The 17,120-nt window shown below is 27.0% G+C and carries 14 protein-coding genes; 3 read left to right on the plus strand and 11 right to left on the minus strand.

Annotated elements, in window-relative coordinates:
- Nucleotides 1-73: 73 nt before the first annotated feature.
- The 3 genes from GQX97_RS07595 to GQX97_RS07605 all read right to left on the minus strand — a co-directional run bounded on the left by GQX97_RS07595 (nucleotide 74) and on the right by GQX97_RS07605 (nucleotide 5,733).
- Nucleotides 74-2,521, minus strand: coding sequence for an ankyrin repeat domain-containing protein (locus GQX97_RS07595; RefSeq protein WP_157151344.1), 2,448 nt, complete (start codon nucleotides 2,519-2,521; stop codon nucleotides 74-76).
- A gap of 82 nt (nucleotides 2,522-2,603) precedes the next feature.
- Nucleotides 2,604-4,583: a ribonuclease R family protein gene (locus GQX97_RS07600; protein WP_157151345.1), complete on the minus strand. Its 1,980-nt coding sequence runs from the start codon at nucleotides 4,581-4,583 to the stop codon at nucleotides 2,604-2,606.
- Between the two features lie 295 nt (nucleotides 4,584-4,878).
- On the minus strand, nucleotides 4,879-5,733 hold the full coding sequence (locus GQX97_RS07605; RefSeq protein WP_157151346.1) for a DUF4261 domain-containing protein: 855 nt from the start codon (nucleotides 5,731-5,733) through the stop codon (nucleotides 4,879-4,881).
- Between the two features lie 616 nt (nucleotides 5,734-6,349).
- On the opposite strand from GQX97_RS07605, the gene cls reads away from it, so the two are divergent.
- Nucleotides 6,350-7,819, plus strand: coding sequence for a cardiolipin synthase (gene cls / locus GQX97_RS07610; RefSeq protein ID WP_157151347.1), 1,470 nt, complete (start codon nucleotides 6,350-6,352; stop codon nucleotides 7,817-7,819).
- Between the two features lie 20 nt (nucleotides 7,820-7,839).
- A complete protein-coding gene (locus GQX97_RS07615) occupies nucleotides 7,840-8,769 on the plus strand; it encodes a hypothetical protein (RefSeq protein WP_157151348.1) in 930 nt (309 codons plus the stop codon).
- On the opposite strand, the gene GQX97_RS07620 is transcribed toward GQX97_RS07615, so the two are convergent.
- The 8 genes from GQX97_RS07620 to GQX97_RS07650 are packed head-to-tail and all read right to left on the minus strand — an operon-like array spanning nucleotide 8,766 to nucleotide 15,606.
- Nucleotides 8,766-9,737: an SIS domain-containing protein gene (locus GQX97_RS07620; RefSeq protein WP_157151349.1), complete on the minus strand. Its 972-nt coding sequence runs from the start codon at nucleotides 9,735-9,737 to the stop codon at nucleotides 8,766-8,768. The genes GQX97_RS07615 and GQX97_RS07620 overlap by 4 nt on opposite strands.
- Before the next feature lie 19 nt (nucleotides 9,738-9,756).
- On the minus strand, nucleotides 9,757-9,885 hold the full coding sequence (locus tag GQX97_RS15070; protein WP_013243798.1) for a hypothetical protein: 129 nt from the start codon (nucleotides 9,883-9,885) through the stop codon (nucleotides 9,757-9,759).
- 9 nt (nucleotides 9,886-9,894) lie between these two features.
- Entirely contained in the window at nucleotides 9,895-10,260 is a 366-nt protein-coding gene (locus tag GQX97_RS07625; RefSeq protein ID WP_157151350.1) for a YraN family protein, read from the minus strand.
- Nucleotides 10,261-11,490, minus strand: a complete 1,230-nt coding sequence (locus tag GQX97_RS07630) for an HD-GYP domain-containing protein (RefSeq protein WP_157151351.1) — start codon at nucleotides 11,488-11,490, stop codon at nucleotides 10,261-10,263.
- Nucleotides 11,491-11,500: 10 nt separating this feature from the next.
- Nucleotides 11,501-11,761 carry an EscU/YscU/HrcU family type III secretion system export apparatus switch protein gene (locus GQX97_RS07635; protein WP_157151352.1) on the minus strand — a complete coding sequence of 87 codons (261 nt, stop codon included), beginning with the start codon at nucleotides 11,759-11,761 and terminating at the stop codon, nucleotides 11,501-11,503.
- Nucleotides 11,745-12,806 (minus strand): hypothetical protein, encoded by a 1,062-nt coding sequence (locus GQX97_RS07640; RefSeq protein ID WP_157151353.1) that lies wholly within the window; start codon nucleotides 12,804-12,806, stop codon nucleotides 11,745-11,747. Before GQX97_RS07640 ends, GQX97_RS07635 begins: the two co-directional genes overlap by 17 nt.
- 1 nt (nucleotide 12,807) lies before the next feature.
- Entirely contained in the window at nucleotides 12,808-13,464 is a 657-nt protein-coding gene (locus GQX97_RS07645; protein ID WP_157151354.1) for a ribonuclease HII, read from the minus strand.
- 3 nt (nucleotides 13,465-13,467) lie between these two features.
- Nucleotides 13,468-15,606 carry a viral A-type inclusion protein gene (locus GQX97_RS07650; RefSeq protein WP_157151355.1) on the minus strand — a complete coding sequence of 713 codons (2,139 nt, stop codon included), beginning with the start codon at nucleotides 15,604-15,606 and terminating at the stop codon, nucleotides 13,468-13,470.
- 130 nt (nucleotides 15,607-15,736) lie between these two features.
- On the opposite strand from GQX97_RS07650, the gene GQX97_RS07655 reads away from it, so the two are divergent.
- The gene (locus tag GQX97_RS07655; RefSeq protein WP_157151356.1) at nucleotides 15,737-17,119 is read left to right on the plus strand and encodes a DNA polymerase III subunit delta'; all 1,383 of its coding nucleotides are present in this window, start codon (nucleotides 15,737-15,739) and stop codon (nucleotides 17,117-17,119) included.
- Nucleotide 17,120: the final 1 nt, after the last annotated feature.

Consider the following 17,120-nt stretch of genomic DNA (forward strand, 5'->3'; position numbering starts at 1 on the left):
ATTATTTTTTATGTAAATAAATATAGTTTTATTAAATTATATATTAGTTTTTTAAGTACTCTATTATAAAAATTTACTTTCCATTTCTTTGAGCTTTTTTTAGAATATCTGCAATTTCTCTAAGTTTAAGATTCTCTGCCATATCTAAAGCAGTATCTCCATCGTCATCTTCTATATTTACATCGGCTCCTTTTTCTACTAGAAATTTAACAAATGATTCATTAGATTTTCTTGTACAAGCCCACATTAAAGAAGTGTATCCATTATAATCTTGAGCATTAATATCTGCACCTTTTTCTAATAAAACTTCAGCTAATTTTATACGATTTTCCTGAAAACTTATATTATAAAAACTACCTTCAAGCATACCAAGATATATCAAAGGAGTATATTGGTTTTTATTCTTTATGTTTACATCAGCACCTTGCTCTATTAAAAAATGAGCTATTTCAAAGTCTGGCATAGTAGTAAGAGTTTTGTTTAAAGCTGTGTATCCTTCATTATCTTGGGCATTTATATCAGCATTTTTTGAAACTAAATATTTTATTACGTCTATATTTATTTCCAAACGAGGCTTACATGCTAATATTAAAGCAGTACTTCCTCCTTTCTGAGAGTTTACATCAGCACCGTTTTCAACTAATAATTTTACTGTTTCTAAATTATTTACACCATACATTAAGGCTGTATTTCCATAATCATCGAAAGCATTTATATTTGCACCTTTTTGTATTAGAAGTTCTACCACTTTTGTATTATGAACTCTAGAAGCATACATTAAAGGTGTCTCTCCATGATTATTTTTTACATTTATATCAGCACCTTTTTGTATTAGAAGTTCTACCACTTTTGTATTATGAATTCTGGAAGCATACATTAAAGGTGTCTCTCCATGATTATTTTTTACATTTATATCAGCACCTTTTTGTATTAGAAGTTCTACCACTTTTGTATTATGAATTCTGGAAGCATACATTAAAGGTGTCTCTCCATGATTATTTTTTACATTTATATCTGCACCATTATTTATTAAAAATTCTGCAGCAGATGAATTTTCATTTTTATAATAATAATATCTAGAGTCAGGATGTTCATTATCTAATGAGAGTAATAGGGGAGTTTCTACTGAGCTATATTCAGAATGTGTTTTGGCATTTACATCAGCACCTTTTTCAACTAAAAATTTAACCATATCATAGTCATTTCTTAAAGCTGCTATCATTAAAGGAGTATAATCATAATCATAATGCTCCTCACCCTTTATTCTTGATTCTAAGTCAAAACCATTTTCTACTAATACTTTAAACATTTCTCTATTTAGTGCCAATTCTGTTGTATAAGCTGTATCAAGAAGTGATGCTCCATAATTGTCTTTAGTATTTACATCAGCACCATATTTTATTAATAAATTAAATATTTTTTTAGCATTTTCTAGCATTTCTTCTTTTTCGTAATGATCATAGCGAATATTATAATATAATACAGTGTTTCCATCATTATCTTTAGTATTTATATTGGCACCATTTTCTAATAAAAATTTAACCATTTCATAGTCTCCTATCATAGCAGCGTTCATTAATGCTGTAAGACCGTGTTCATCTTGTGTGTTTATATTTGCACCTTGTTGTATAAGTAATTTTGAAATATCAAATTTTCCATAATCATTAGCAATCGTTAAAGCAGTTTTCTTTTCATTATTTGCTGTATTAGGATTGGCACCTTTATCAAGCAAATATTTAACCATATCATAATCATTTCTTAAAGCTGCTATCATTAAAGGAGTATAATCATAATCAGATATACCCGTCTTTATTCTTGACTCTAAATCAAAACCATTTTCAACTAATATTTTAAACATTTCTTTATTTTTATCAAAAGATTCTGAAATTCTATAGGATACATCAAGGAGAGATGCTCCATCATTGTCTTTAGTATTTACATCAACACCGTATTTTATTAATAAATTAAGTATTTTTATAGCATTTTCTTGTCCGAAACTATCATGCTGAATACTATAATATAATGCAGTTTCTCCTTCTGTATTTCTAATATTTACATCAGCACCATTTTTTAATAAAAATTCAACCATTTCATAATTTGTATTTCTAGCAGTATACATTAATGCTGTAGCACCTGCATTATCTTTAATATTGACATCAGTACCTTCTTCTATAAGTAATTTTGCTATATCATCATATCCCATTAAAGCAGCGTACATTAATGCTGTAAAACCGTATTCATCTTGAGCATTTGGATTTGCTCCTTTAGCTAAATATGATTTAACTCCTTCTATGTTATTATATCTTACAGCTGAAAAGAAAGTCTGAGAATACATAGGATACATTTTTGTAACTTGAACATATTCATTAGTATTTGTAGTTGTTGGATTAATATATACTTGTTCATTTGTTTGAGTTTGATTAGTTTGAGTATTTTCTGTTTGTTTAGTATTGCCGCTGTTACCGCCGCTGCAGGAAATTATCGAAACTATTAAAACAAAAATAGAAATAATATTTTTCATATATACCCCATATATCTTAAAACCAATTTGATTGTATATTGAAAAATATTCATTGTCAATAATTATAAATAGCAATCAAGTGTTATCTTTTCTTTTTAGATTTCTTTTTTTCTTTTCTGCTTTTGTTTTTTAAAGATTTAGATTTTCTTGAGTATATTTCTTTTTTATTATTACTGCTTTTCTTCTTCTTTAAAAAATCTCTGCTATCTATTATATCTCTGTCGTCTAATGCATTATCAAATTCACTCGCAGGCAAAAAGTCTATAAATAACTCTTCTATATTTACCCTATGAACAACTATTCTTATTTTATCTCCAAGAGTATACCATTTAGCTTCTTCATTGCTGTAGGCTGCTTGTTCATTTTCATCATAATGATAATGATGTCTTAAATCTGCATATCTTATTAAACCCTCTATTCCTCTCTCTTCTATTTCAACAAATATACCAAATTTAGTGACGCCGCTTATAATGCCGTTATACTCTTTGCCTATTTTATCTTTCATAAACCTTGCAGCTTTTACTTTATATAAACTTCTCTCGCATTCCACAGCAACACGTTCTGTCTTAGAACACCATTTAGCACAATTATCAAACATCTTTTGCATAGAAGGTTTCATATTTTGAGCACCTTCTAATGATAGTTTTAAAAGTCTATGAGTAAGTAAGTCAGTATATCTTCTTATTGGAGAAGTGAAGTGTGTGTAATATTCAAAACCAAGACCGAAGTGTCCTATATTATTAACATCATATATAGCCTGTTTCATAGAACGAAGCAGAAGAGTTAAAAGCAGTTTTTCATCAGGCTTTCCAATAATTGATTCTATAAATGAATGAAAATCCAAATTGCCTTCATTGTCGCTTGTAAGTCTATAGCCTCTGTTGAATGCTATTCTTCTAAACGTGTCTAGCTTTTCAGAATCTGGACTGTCATGCACTCTATAAATAGCACCCTTTATATTTTTTAATCTCTTAGCAACTTCGCAGTTAGCAAGAAGCATAAACTCTTCTATTATTTTATGAGTTTCTCGCCTCTCACCTATAAAAAAGTCTTTTGGGTTTCCGCCTTTATCTAATATTATTTGTGTTTCATTGAGATTAAACTCTATACTGCCGTTGTCTATTCTTTTTTGAAGAAGTATTTTTTTTATGTCATCAGCATTTCTTAAAAGTTCCAAAAGCCAATCTTCATCTTGTTCTATACCGTCCAAAACATCTTGTGCATAATCATAAGTTAATCTTCTGCTTGATTTTATAACGCTTTTATGAAAAGTGCTTTCTTTTATATTTCCTTTATTATCTATTGTGATAAACACTGTCATTGTGAATCTGCTCACTCCTTCATTAAGTGAACATATTCCGTTTGAAAGCTCATGCGGAAACATTGGGTATACTGTATCAATCAAATAAACACTATTTCCTCTCTTTCTTGCTTCCCTGTCTAATGCAGAACCCTCAGCTACAAAAAAACTTACATCAGCAATATGCACGCCTATCTTGTATCCGTCATTTAATTTATCTACACTTATAGCATCATCAAAATCTTTAGAATCAGCTCCGTCTATTGTTACGGTTCTTATATTTCTTAAATCTATTCTGTCAAACTCAAGCCCTACATTTTCCATACTGTCTGGAAGAATCTTTGCTTCTTCAAGGCATTTCTTTGGAAAATCAGTAGGCACATTATATGCATTAGCTACTATCTCAGCATCTTTTTTAGCATTGTTTATTTCTACTTTTATGTCAGGTTTTTCTATAACATTTGTTTTAGTGCTGTTTTCTTTTTTGGATGTTTTTTTTGGATAGCCTTTTTTTAACTCTTGTTTTTTTGAACTTTGTCTTGAATCTCTTTCATTACTGCTTGAATCTAAATAGTATTTTCCCTCTTTTGTGAGTTTTAATACATCGCCCTTTTTTATGATAAGCCCCATAGAACTAGCTTTATGAAGCATTTTATCAAATCTTAATTTATCTTTTTTGCTTTCAACATATTCAGCTTTATAGTCTTTTATACTTACTTGACCTTTTTTATCTATTCTTCTTAACAATTTAATCACTTTCATAATATTTTTATTATAGCAGTAAAAGAGATAATGTCAAATAGATGTTTTGCCCTAGTGTTGTTTGATGTTAATAAAAAATCAGCACCCCTACTATTGTAAAGGTGCCAAAACAGTTTAATTAAATGAAGGTTATAAAATATATTGTATCAATTTAAGGATACAAAAGAATTTGCTTAAAACAACTAACATATCTAACTAATTGTTAGTTTATTCTAACATAATTTTAGAATATGTCAATACTTTACTTCGAATTTATTTAAAAAAATTATTGTTTTTTGTTGATTTTTTTATATATTTAATTTCTTTTTCCAGAAGCATATTCAAGAGTATTAATATCTAATATCTCTCTATATGGCTTAGTTAAAGAGTTTTCGTATCTGCCTAACCATTTAACTCCACTAAATATGCTTTCTATTTCATCATTACTTTTTATGATGTTTCCATTTTCAAATATATAAGCAGCAATATTCATGGCATGCTGTACTATATCATTTGGGTTTAGATCATGGAAATGGTACTGAATATCAGAAAGCCCTATAGAATAAAGCCCAAAAGTATCAACTATCATATCATTAGTGTTTTGCACTTTAAAAAATCTAATATTTAATCCTGAATATAAGAATCTTAAATTTTTAGGATATTGATTTTTTAATAATTGTTCTCTAAGTAAAATTTTACCGCTTTGTTCGTTATATACGGCAACAGCATCAGGAAAAAGATTTAATGCTATATTAAGCCAATTATTGAGTAGGGTAGTTCTTTCTTTGTAATCTAATCCGCCAGCTAAAAAATCGCTTAGCATCACTTGATATTTACAGTCTTTTAATAATTCTTTAGCATCTTTTATATCCCAAGCCTGATTATAAACTTCATCGCTTATAGTGTTATAATCAAACTCTATAGCTTCATACATAAAAACTTGAACACCTAATTCTTTATCATCTTGAAATTTTACTTTAAGGTCATTAATCATTATGCTATATAGATTTTTATCTTCAGAGATTGCCTCTATGTTATTATATACGCCTCTTAATTTTTGTTTTACCAATTCTATATTTGGAAGCTCTGGTTTATCTTTAAATAAAATTTTATAAAAATATACGTGAGAAAAAAGAGCTTCTTCAGTGTTTTCTAATTTTTTATTATCCATTTTTATTCCTATTTTTTTAATATAAAATTAAATACAAAAATCATTATATTGAAACATATTGGTTTTGTCAATTTATATATTTTATAGATGTATTATTGAGTTTTTTGTTGACATATTATTTGGTAATATATTTAGATTTTGTTAATGCCGCCTTTTGATTCTTTGTATTGTTCTTTTTCCCGCCTTCGCTGTGCGGACTTCGTCAAAGAACCAAAAGTGCAAGTACTATAGCTTTGTATGTTTGGAATATAAATAAAATGTAAGATAATACCTGTATTTTAAGTAAAAAAATGCAAATAAAAATAATACTAAATCATAGTAATTATGTTTGATATGTAAGTATAAATTATTAAATTAAACTTAAATATAGCCTTTTTGCTTCTTTGGGTCACGCCACAAGGGCACTTCCTTCGGTCGCAAAAGAAGTGGGGTGTGGGGCAAAGCCCCACAAATATTTAAAATTAAAAATATAAAATTTTTAGTATGTACTAAAGTTTATCACAAAATAAAAATATTTTAAATACAAAATTATAATATGGCATTCATTGACTTTTTGTATTTGTCTTATATACTATAAATAATAATATATAATATTTAAATTAGAGATTTTAATTAAATGTTTATTTATATATTGACTATTATATTTTTTCTATATGTCATATTAATAGCAATAAAAATGCTTCTTGAAAATAGACCGCCTTATTCTTTTATAGCTTGGCTTACTGTGTTGGTATTTTTGCCATATGTGGGTGCTATTTTTTATTTATTCTTGGGTGTAAATTGGAAAAAATCTAGAAGAAAACTTTCTGCAAGACTTCCTGAAGATATGATAAAAAAACATTTCTCTTCTTTGCTTGAAGAGCAGATGAATATCATAGACAACATGGGCGGTAATTATGCCAAACATACTAATTTAGTAAAGCTTGCAATAAAAAGCGGATACTCTCCAATTACTGTTCAAAATCAAGTTTATGTTTTTGATGAGGGTAAAGATTTATTTGATGATTTAATTAGCAATTTAAAACTCGCTGAAAAAACAATACATATGGAATATTTTATATGGAGAAGCGATGAATTAGGAAATAAAATAAAAGATATACTGATAAAAAAGTCCAAAGAGGGAGTTAAGGTTAGGCTTATATTTGACGGACTTGGCTCTATGCTTAGAATAAGCAGAAAATATAAAAAAGAGCTTAGAGAAAATGGCATAGAGTTTTTATATTATCATGACCCATTTTCTATATTTTGGACTAGATATGTTAATTACCGCAATCACAGAAAGATAGTAGTTATAGATGGTATAATTTCCTATATGGGCGGAATGAATTTAGGACAGGAATATATTGACGGCGGAAAGAGATTTGCTTCTTGGAAAGACACTCATATGCGTATAGTGGGTGATGCTTGTAATCTTATACAGAATGTTTTTGTATGCGATTGGCATAATGCTGGCGGAAGAGATTTAGATAATTTGATGGATAATGTGGAAGGTTCTTCACTTATGAAGGAATTATTTCCTCCTTCAAAAATAGATAAATACCTACCTATGCAGATAATATCTTCTGGGCCTGATTCTAAATGGGATTCTATACAAAAAATTTATTCAAAAATGATAGATGATGCTAAGGAGAGTGTTTATATAGAAAGTCCTTATTTTGTTCCTGATGATGGTTTTTTGCATGATTTGGAGAATGCCGCTTTATCTGGAATAAATGTCAATTTAATGATTACGGGTAAGCCTGATAAATTAATAGCTTGGTGGGTTGCTCAAACTTATTTTGAGACACTTCTTAATGCGGGTGTTAATATTTATTTATATGAGAGCGGTTTTTTGCATAGTAAGTTTTGTGTTATAGACGGAAGAATTGTATCTTGTGGAACTTGCAATATGGATATAAGAAGTTTTTATTTGCATTATGAGATGAATGCGGTTATATATGATATAGATACTGCTTTGGAATTTGAAAGTATTTTTAAAGATGATATTTCAAGGTCTCATAAAATAACTATGGAGGAATATCAAAAACAACCTATTTTAATTAGGCTTAGAAATTCAGCTTGTAGAATTATTGCCCCTGTGCTTTAGTTTTTATAAATGGAGGAATTATGAAAAACGTAAAAATCTCATCATTAAATGAAAATGATTTATTAGAATTAAAAACTTCCGAAGAGAGAATATCTTTATTTATAGATAATAGCGGCATATCAAAAGATATGATACCTTTTTTAAATGATATATTAAAAGAAAGACCTGATTTCTTTTTAAATATCTCTTCAGAAAAAGATAGTAGTTCTAATTTATCTGGAGAAGATATAATAAAGTTTATACCAGAAGTGAGAAACTTAACATTTTATGCTTCTCTTAAAAACCCTATAAGTAATTTAAATGTTTTTTCAAGACTTGGCAATTTGATAAGTTTGCATATTAATGGAAATGTTGATAAAGATATTGCTTTAAGCCCTCTTGACAGCATTGAAACACTTAGCAGTTTTTATTTAGAGAATGGTTTTAGCTTAAAGCATTCTGTTTATATAGAAAATAGAAAAAGTTTTTGCGATATAGGGGCTTCAAATATTAGAGTAGAGCATTTCACTAAAATTAGCCAATTAAAAAAATTATCCATACTTTCATCTGCCACTCATATTGAAGAGATTCCAAAAAGAATGCCGAATTTAGAAGAGATATATATTGAAAAGGGTAAGGGTATAAACACTTTAGATTTTTTAAATGATTTAAAAAACTTAAGAATAATAGAATTAAACTCTATATCAGAATTAAAATATATACCAGATTTATCAAAATTAGAAAACTTAGAAAAAGTGATATTAAGAAATTTAAGAAGTTTGGAAGATTTAGAGCCAATATTTAATAATAAAAAAATTAAAATACTTATATTAGATAATGTTAAAGGTTTTAATATAGAAAAATTATCCGCTATGGAGAGTTTAAAATATATCACGGTTACAACTGATGATAAATTAGAGACGAATAGAATTAAAAAATCTTTGTTAGATAAAGGTTATTTAGAAGCTTAAAAGGCCTTTATTTTTAGAATGTCATGTATATGAACTATACCTATAGGTTTTTTGCCTTCTTTAGTGTCTTCAACAACTACAAGGTTTGTAATTTTTCCTTCCATTAAATGTAAAGCTTCACCTATAAGTGTATCTTGATATATTACTTTAGGGTTGTTATTCATTATATCTTTTACTTTTGTTTCTAGAATATTTTCTATTTGTTTATCTTTTACCAATAATCTTTTTAAATCACCATCTACAATAATGCCTTTAAGAATATTGTTATTGTCCGTAATTATTGCAATACCAAGTTTACATTCTATGATTTTAAATAAAGCATCATATAAAGAGGTTTCTAAATTTATAATTGGCAAGTTATCAGTATGCATTATGGTTTTTACTTTAGCTAATTGTCTTCCCAAACTTCCGCCCGGGTGAAATATTGCAAAGTCTTCAGCTCTAAATCCTCTAATCTCCATTAAAGCAGTAGCCAAAGCATCAGATAAAGCTAAAGAAGCAGTTGTACTAACAGTAGGCGCTAATTTTAAAGGGCAAGCCTCTTCTTTTACATGCGTAAGCAAAGTGATTTTTGCATTTTTTGATAGAGTAGAGGATTCATCATTAGTAATGGCTATGTATGGTATATTTTGCCTGCAAGACCAGTTTACTAATTCTATTATCTCTCTAGACTCTCCGCCTTTGGAATATAATACTAAATAATCATCTTTAGTTATCATACCAAAGTCGCCATGCAAACATTCATTAGGGTCAACAAAAAAACTAGGCGTTCCAGTTGAAGCAAAAGTTGCAGCAGCTTTCCTTGCAATATGTCCGCTCTTACCAACTCCAGAGGTTATTACTCTTCCTTTAATATTAAATAATTCATTAACCGCTTTTTCAAAATTATTGTCTAATTTTTCAGATAATAATTTTAAGTTTTCACTTTCTAATAATAAAGTTAATTTACCTCTGTCTATTATATTCATTTTATGCCCTTAATTGTATTTAATCTATAACAGCACTAATTAAGTGTCCAGCAAGCCTTTCTATAGCTTTATCTACATACTTTTTATCTTTTAATTTCTTTTTATAAATTTCTATTTTTTCATAATTGATTTTAACAGCCGTTTTCATACAATACCCCTATATAAAAATGTCTTCTACAAAAGAAATTTCTCTACTATAGTTGGTATCGTCTATTAAAACTGCCCCAAAGGAACATTTTTGACTTAAACTTAATCCTTTTTTAATTAAGTATTCCTCAGCTGTCTCATAGAGCTTTTGTTTTTTACGCTCTGTTATAGCATCAGCTGCATATCCAAAACTTCCCTGTCTTCGATATTTTACTTCTACAAACACAATAACAACTCCTTTTGTCATTATTAAATCTATCTCGCCTCTTGTTATGCTGCTTTTATAATTTCGCTCTAATAATTCATACCCAAGACTCTCGAGATAATTTAAGGCAATATCTTCTCCAAAATTGCCTATTTCTTTTTTACTTTTCATTTAATTGCCATCATTATTATCTTTTTTATTCAATAGTCTTGACTTTACCTCCTCTAAAATATTACTATCTTTATCTACCCCGCTTATTAGCAATTTATTAGTTTCTATCAAATTAATTACTTCTCCGTCTTCAATAAAATTGTCATTTTCATCGGATACTATTTTTATTATTGGTCTAATAGGATAACTTACATTAGTAGCAAATACTAAGCCCTTTCTATTATCATTTAAAATTACAACTGTTCCTACAGGATAAACACTAAAAGTGCCTACAACAAGTTTTGCTATTATAGGGTCAAATTTAATATTAGCTCCCTTTATTATTTCTCTTACAGCATCAGATAATGTTTTGTTTTCAATAGTTTTAGAACCATTAACAATCTTAGAATATGTAGGAGTTTTTGTATTATCTTTTGATATTCTTATAGGTTTTAATATTTTTTCTAAAGAATGAGCAACGGCAACTATTTTTGGATATAAGTGTATTTGATTGCCGCTAATGCCTCTTGGATATCCTTTGCCGTTATAATGTTCATGATGCTCTAAAGGGATAACTGCTATTTCTTCTTCTAATCTAAAATTTGTTTTTACTATTTTATAACCAAATACTGTATGTTTTTTTATTTCAATATATTCTTCGGGTGTAAACTGTTCATGTTTATTTAAAACTTTATCTTGTATTCTAATAAGACCTATATCATATAATATAGCACCTAAACCTAATTTTTGTAATTTATCTTCAGGAAATTTCATTACTTTGCCAAGCATTAAGGATATCATAGCAACATTTAATGATCTTATATAATAATAGTCATTTCTATTTAAATCTTCTATATTTAATAATTCTATAGCAGCATTCATATTTTTATTAATTAGGTCTAATACGCTATCTATTATTGATTTTAAATTGGATATATTAACTATATTATTATATCTAAAATCCCCCAAGCTTGTTTTTACTTTTTCTAATATACTAAAATATATATTTTTGTATACAAGGCATTCTCTAGAAAACTTCTCAAAATCTTCAGGAGTTTGATATCCTTCCGCATTAGCATCAGAGTCTTTTATAAATACTTCTTCTATATCCCATTTTTTTAATCTTTTAATATCTTCATCTATAGATTTTATATATTTGCTAATAGCCATAAAACCATTATAGATATAAATATCCTGCTTATCAACTTTGGTTTTGATATCATCTACTTTAACACTAGTAATTTTTTCCATAATTGTCTTTTTACTCTGCCTTTAATTTATATACATATTTTAATATTATACTAACTGCTTCATAAACTGAATATGGTATCTCTTCTCCTATTCCTAAATGCATAAGCTCTTTTACAGTCTCCTCATCTGACACTATAGGTACTTTATTTTTTTTGGCTATCTCTATCATTCTTTTAGCTAAGAGTTTCTCACCTTTTGATATTACTATTGGAGCATTATGTATTTCTCTCTCATAAAGTAAAGCAACAGCATTTTCAATCTCTTTTTTCATAACTTATCTCCAATTCTATATTATCAAACTTTTCTAACTCTTTATCTATATTTGTTTTTATATTCTTACATTTTAAGAATAATTTTTTATCAAATAAAAATAAATTAATAATATATTTATTTTCTTTTACAATTTCTATTTTGCAAAGTTCTTTATTATTATCATAAGCTATAAATTCTAAACTTTTAGCTTTATTATCTTTTCTATTTACATAAAGAAGTACCTCTTTTAATTCATTATTAACCATAAAAGGTATTGGTATTAAAAAAGAACCTTCTCTAAAAGTTTTATTTTCCCTATTTGAGGATAATATCTTTAAAAGAAGATTAAGCATATTAGAACTATCAGAAGATAATTCATCTTGAAGCATATCAAAGAGCATAAACCATACACTCAAATTTCCATTTGAAGATATGTAATTTTTTAAGCTTTTGTTAGTATCATTAATTTCTTTTAAAAGCGTTAGTAATATTTCGGTTTTTTCAATATTTTTGTTAGATTTTTTTATGATAGAGTATAAATTATTGAATTTTGAAAAAATATTTTCAAACATTTCGAGTTCATCTATAGTAAAATATATTTTATTAGACATAGAATGCAGTATAAACTTCATTTTTTTATCATCTAATTGAGGTATATATTTTAAAACCCTCTCCAAATAAGCGATATTTTCTGGGCTTTGCTTTATTGAGTTCTTTAATAAAATGGAAGATGCTTCGCTATTATTTTCTTTATTGCTGTTTAAAACTAAAGTATCTTTCATAGCATTATTATTAATAGTCTCTCTTGCTTCTTTGATACTGTTTACATCTTTAAGCAATTTTAATACTATATTACCATTTTCTCTGTTAATAACGGCAAAACCTTTATCTTGTATTCCATCTTTAAATAATGCCACAACTTTATTGCCCATTATATTAATAATAGCCTTATCATTATCCAATTTACGCATAAGAGAATATCTTACAATATCTCCCTCTTTTATGTTTTGAGAGTTTTTGCTATTTATGATGATGTTTGAGTATTTGTTATTAATGTTTAGCATTTTATATAAAAAAACTATTTTCTTCTTTTATAGATTTTATAGGTTCAAAAGATAATCTATGTAAATCGCTCGCACCATATTTTTTTATAGCTTCAATATGCTCTTTTGTGCCGTAGCCTTTATTTTTTGATATTTTGTATTTATCATATTCTTTGTTTTTTTCTGATAATGTGTTCATTGCTTTATCTCTGCTTACTTTAGCAACTATACTTGCACATGCTATAGAGTATGATTTTAAATCACCTTTTATTATGGACTCTTGTTTTATTTCAGTGTCAATTTTCATTGCATCTATTAACAATATATCAGGCTTTACTTTTAAACCTTCAACTGCTTTAAGCATAGCTAATTTTGTGGCATTATATATATTAATTTTATCTATAATATTTGCAGGCACAGAATATAGTGAATATGATAATGCTTTTTGAGTGATAATTGTATAAAGTTCTTCTCTTTTTTTGGCGGTAAGTTTTTTGGAATCGTTTGCCTCTTCTATTATATCATCATCTAAAGGCATTATAACAGCACAGGCAGTCACCTCTCCAAAAAGCGAACCGCGTCCAACTTCATCTATACCGCAAATATATTTATAGCCCAAGTCTAAATAATATTTTTCATAATGCAGCTTATCTATTTCTTTATTATCAAAAAGGTACATAATTTATAGTATCTGTAAAGCTATAACAACTACTATAACTACAGCAGCCAAAGAACCCATAATTATAGCAAAGTTATTAGCTTTATTTTTTTCTGATAATTCTGACTCTTTTTGTTTTATGAGCATAGCATCAGCTGTCTTAAACATACTATCGTATTGTCTAGCCATATCATCTCTAAACTCTTTGTTTTTTTGCTCTTGTTTTTCTATTTGTCTGTCTGTATATTCTTTTAATTTTTCTTTATCACTATTAAACTCATTTATAATAGTTTTAGCATTGTTTAGAGTTGCTATATAATCAGTGTTTTTTATGCTGTTTTCTTCTATTTTTTTATTTGTATATTCCATTAATGCATCATAATTTCTGTCATATTTTTTTAGCATATCATTCATTCTTGTTTCCATATGATTGCCAAAATCTCTGTTTTTTCTATCCTGCTCTTCCATTTTCAAGTTAACGCTATGATTAATATTTTTTATAAGCTCATCATTTTTGTTATTTTGCTCTTCTATCTTTTTATTTGTATATTCCATCAATGTTTCATAGTTTTTATCATATTTCTCAAGCATATTATTTGTTTTAGATAATATTTCACTATGATTTTTATTCATCAAGTCATTAAACTCTTTATTTTTCTTGTCTTGCTCTTCAAGTTTTTCATTTATAGATTTATTCATTGCATTGAAGAAGTCTTTATTTTTAGAGTCTTGTTCTTCTAATTTTTTGTTAGTATAATCAATTAATACTTCATGACTCTTATCATATTTCTCAAGCATATTATTTGCTTTAGAGAGTATTTCGTCATAATTCTTATTAATTAATTGATTAAACTCACTATTTTTTCTATCCTGCTCTTGCAATTTATCATTCATTGCATTGTTTACAGTTTTTAAAAACTCTCTATTTTTAATATCTTGTTCTTCAAGTTTTCTATTTGTATAATCTATAACAGCTTCATGACTCTTATCATATTTTTCAATCATACTATTTGTTTTTGCTATTATTTCATTATGATTTTTGTTTATTAAATCATTAAACTCTTTATTTTTCTTGTCTTGCTCTTCAAGTTTGATATTTACAGAATTATTAATAGTCTTGAGAAACTCATCATTCTTTTTAGCTTGTTCTTCCAATTTTTTATTAGTATAGTCAATCAATACATCATGACTCTTGTCGTATTTCTCAAGCATCTCATTTGTTGTTTTGATTATTTCATTATGATTTTTATTTATTAAATCATTAAACTCTTTATTTTTCTTGTCTTGTTCTTCAAATCTTACATTTATAGAGTTGTTGATAGTTTTGAGAAACTCATTATTATTTTTAACTTGTTCTTCTAATTTTTTATTAGTATAGTCAATCAATACCTCATGGCTCTTGTCATATTTCTCAAGCATCTCATTTGTTGTTTTTATGATGTTTTCATTAATGTCTTTATTTTTCTTATTGCTCTCTTCTAATTTGACATCATTTCTTTTATCTTGTTCTTCAAGTTTTGTATTCATAATCTCATTAAGAGTTTTTATGAACTGTTCATTTTTAATATTTTGTTCTTTTAATTTTTCTTTAATTTCATCATTGATATTATTTATAAGTTCGCTGCCTTGTTCTTCTAGCTTTTTATTTGCATTTTGTATTAATATTTCATTTTTCTTAGTGTTTTCTTCTAATAGTTCTGCTGTTTTCTTTAATAGCTCTTCATTTAATTTAGTATTTTTTAAATTATTATCTTCTAATTTTAGATTTATTACTTCATTAATATTTTTTACAATGTCATGATTTTTAATATTTTGTTCTTCTAGTTTTTCTTTAAACTTTTCATTTATAGATTTTTCAAATTCACTATTTTGCTCTTCTAATTTTTTATTTGCATTTTGTATTAATATTTCATTTTTTTGAATATTCTCTTCTATTAATTCATTTGCTTTTTCTAATAGAATTTCTATTTTTAAGTCTATGTCATTTATAGAATCTAGATTTCTATTTAAAGCTTCTATATGATATTGCAAATTATTTATTCCTTCTTCTGCATTATCTAATCTTTCAGAGTTTAACAATATTTTTTTGAATAATCTTTTATTCTTTTTCTCCATTTCTTCTAAATCTTCTCTTGATATATTATTGTTATTTTCTAATGACATAATAAAATCCTTAAAAATTTATTTCTTATACTATATAATATATAATATATATGTAAAATATCAAATTTATATTGCTATAAATTTTGTTATAATTTATAAATTAAATATAAAAAAATGGAGAGATAAATAATTGGCTAAAGTATTAGGGCAAACAACGCCACTTAAAATAATGTCTGGTATATATAAAAGCGGCAGGCTTCATCATGCTTATTTGTTTTATGGGGAAGAGGGAGTTGGCAAATATGAGAGTGCTTTAAATTATGCTAAAGTTTTATTATGTGAAAGAAATAACGGTACTTATTGCGATGAATGCTCTTCTTGCAAAATGATAGATAATTATAAGCACCCTGATGTTGTAGTGGCTGGAACTGATGAGAGATTTAGAAATGCTGAAATATATTTTAATCAGTATTTAGAATATAAGCTTCCGCACTTGTTTAATAATTTTTACACAGAATGCCGTTCTATACTTTATAAAGTGGAATCTATGCTTTTTGACAGTTATGATAACTATCCTTCAAGTGAGCCAAAAGAGTATATGCTTGGAAACAAAAAAGAAAGCTCAAGATATGCTTTAATAGAGCCTTATTATTTGGCTGTTAATTACACATTAAATGAACTTAATGAAGATAATGTTGAGTTTATAGATTCTATTTTTAGGACCAAATCCAAAGATGCTATTAATATAGTAAAAGCTAAAGGCGGTAAAAAGAAATATTCTATAGATGGTGATTTTTTCACAGCATTAAAGAAAATACATTATAATATAATTCATACAGTTATACCATTAGACACAATTAGAAACATAATAGAGATGACATATAGAAAGCCAAGACTAGGAAGAAAGAGGGTAGTGATAATTGAAGGCATAGAATTAATGGATAAAAGAGCCCCCAACATTTTTTTGCGTACTTTAGAAGAGCCATCTGATAATAATATATTTATTTTGATAACTTCAGATACAAATAAATTAGTTCAAGATGGAATGAAGCCTTTAATATCTCGTATGATGGAGCTTAAATTTTCAGCACTTTCAGAGAAAACTTTAAGGTCTATATTAATGAAAAGATTAAGACTAAATGAAGAAAAAACAGCCCTAGCACTTCAATATTCTTCAGGAAGTATGTCTAAAGCTATAAAATATTTGCTTGACAAAAAATCAAATACAAGCGATAATATTAGGGAAGTATTATTGTCTTTCATAGATGCAAGTTTAAAGAATAATGCCTCAAAAGTGTCTTCTATCATTACACTCCTTTCAGAAGGTGAGTATGATATTTTGGATACTATAAGAGAATTAATTAATATTCTTAAAAAATCTTTGGAAGATAAATATTTGGAAATAGAAGAAAGAAGCTATATACTTCCTAATTCCGTTTCCGATATAAGTATTATATGGGCTATAGATGAATTAGATTCTTTAATTAATACTTTATTAAATACTAATAGTCAGCCAAAAATGATACTTTATAAGGCTTTAAGCAACATTTATATATGGCTAAATAATTATTAAA

The sequence above is a fragment of the Brachyspira sp. SAP_772 genome (assembly GCF_009755885.1).
Lineage (GTDB): Bacteria > Spirochaetota > Brachyspiria > Brachyspirales > Brachyspiraceae > Brachyspira.

What these genes read in the sequence shown, in the direction of transcription:
- GQX97_RS07650 (WP_157151355.1), bottom strand. Translation starts at nt 15,606, where the DNA reads ATGTCATTAGAAAATAACAATAATATATCAAGAGAAGATTTAGAAGAA.
- GQX97_RS07615 (WP_157151348.1), top strand. Translation starts at nt 7,840, where the DNA reads ATGAAAAACGTAAAAATCTCATCATTAAATGAAAATGATTTATTAGAA.
- GQX97_RS07640 (WP_157151353.1), bottom strand. Translation starts at nt 12,806, where the DNA reads ATGCTAAACATTAATAACAAATACTCAAACATCATCATAAATAGCAAA.
- cls (WP_157151347.1), top strand. Translation starts at nt 6,350, where the DNA reads ATGTTTATTTATATATTGACTATTATATTTTTTCTATATGTCATATTA.
- GQX97_RS07625 (WP_157151350.1), bottom strand. Translation starts at nt 10,260, where the DNA reads ATGAAAAGTAAAAAAGAAATAGGCAATTTTGGAGAAGATATTGCCTTA.
- GQX97_RS07605 (WP_157151346.1), bottom strand. Translation starts at nt 5,733, where the DNA reads ATGGATAATAAAAAATTAGAAAACACTGAAGAAGCTCTTTTTTCTCAC.
- GQX97_RS07600 (WP_157151345.1), bottom strand. Translation starts at nt 4,583, where the DNA reads ATGAAAGTGATTAAATTGTTAAGAAGAATAGATAAAAAAGGTCAAGTA.
- GQX97_RS07630 (WP_157151351.1), bottom strand. Translation starts at nt 11,490, where the DNA reads ATGGAAAAAATTACTAGTGTTAAAGTAGATGATATCAAAACCAAAGTT.
- GQX97_RS15070 (WP_013243798.1), bottom strand. Translation starts at nt 9,885, where the DNA reads ATGAAAACGGCTGTTAAAATCAATTATGAAAAAATAGAAATTTATAAA.
- GQX97_RS07645 (WP_157151354.1), bottom strand. Translation starts at nt 13,464, where the DNA reads ATGTACCTTTTTGATAATAAAGAAATAGATAAGCTGCATTATGAAAAA.
- GQX97_RS07620 (WP_157151349.1), bottom strand. Translation starts at nt 9,737, where the DNA reads ATGAATATAATAGACAGAGGTAAATTAACTTTATTATTAGAAAGTGAA.
- GQX97_RS07595 (WP_157151344.1), bottom strand. Translation starts at nt 2,521, where the DNA reads ATGAAAAATATTATTTCTATTTTTGTTTTAATAGTTTCGATAATTTCC.
- GQX97_RS07635 (WP_157151352.1), bottom strand. Translation starts at nt 11,761, where the DNA reads ATGAAAAAAGAGATTGAAAATGCTGTTGCTTTACTTTATGAGAGAGAA.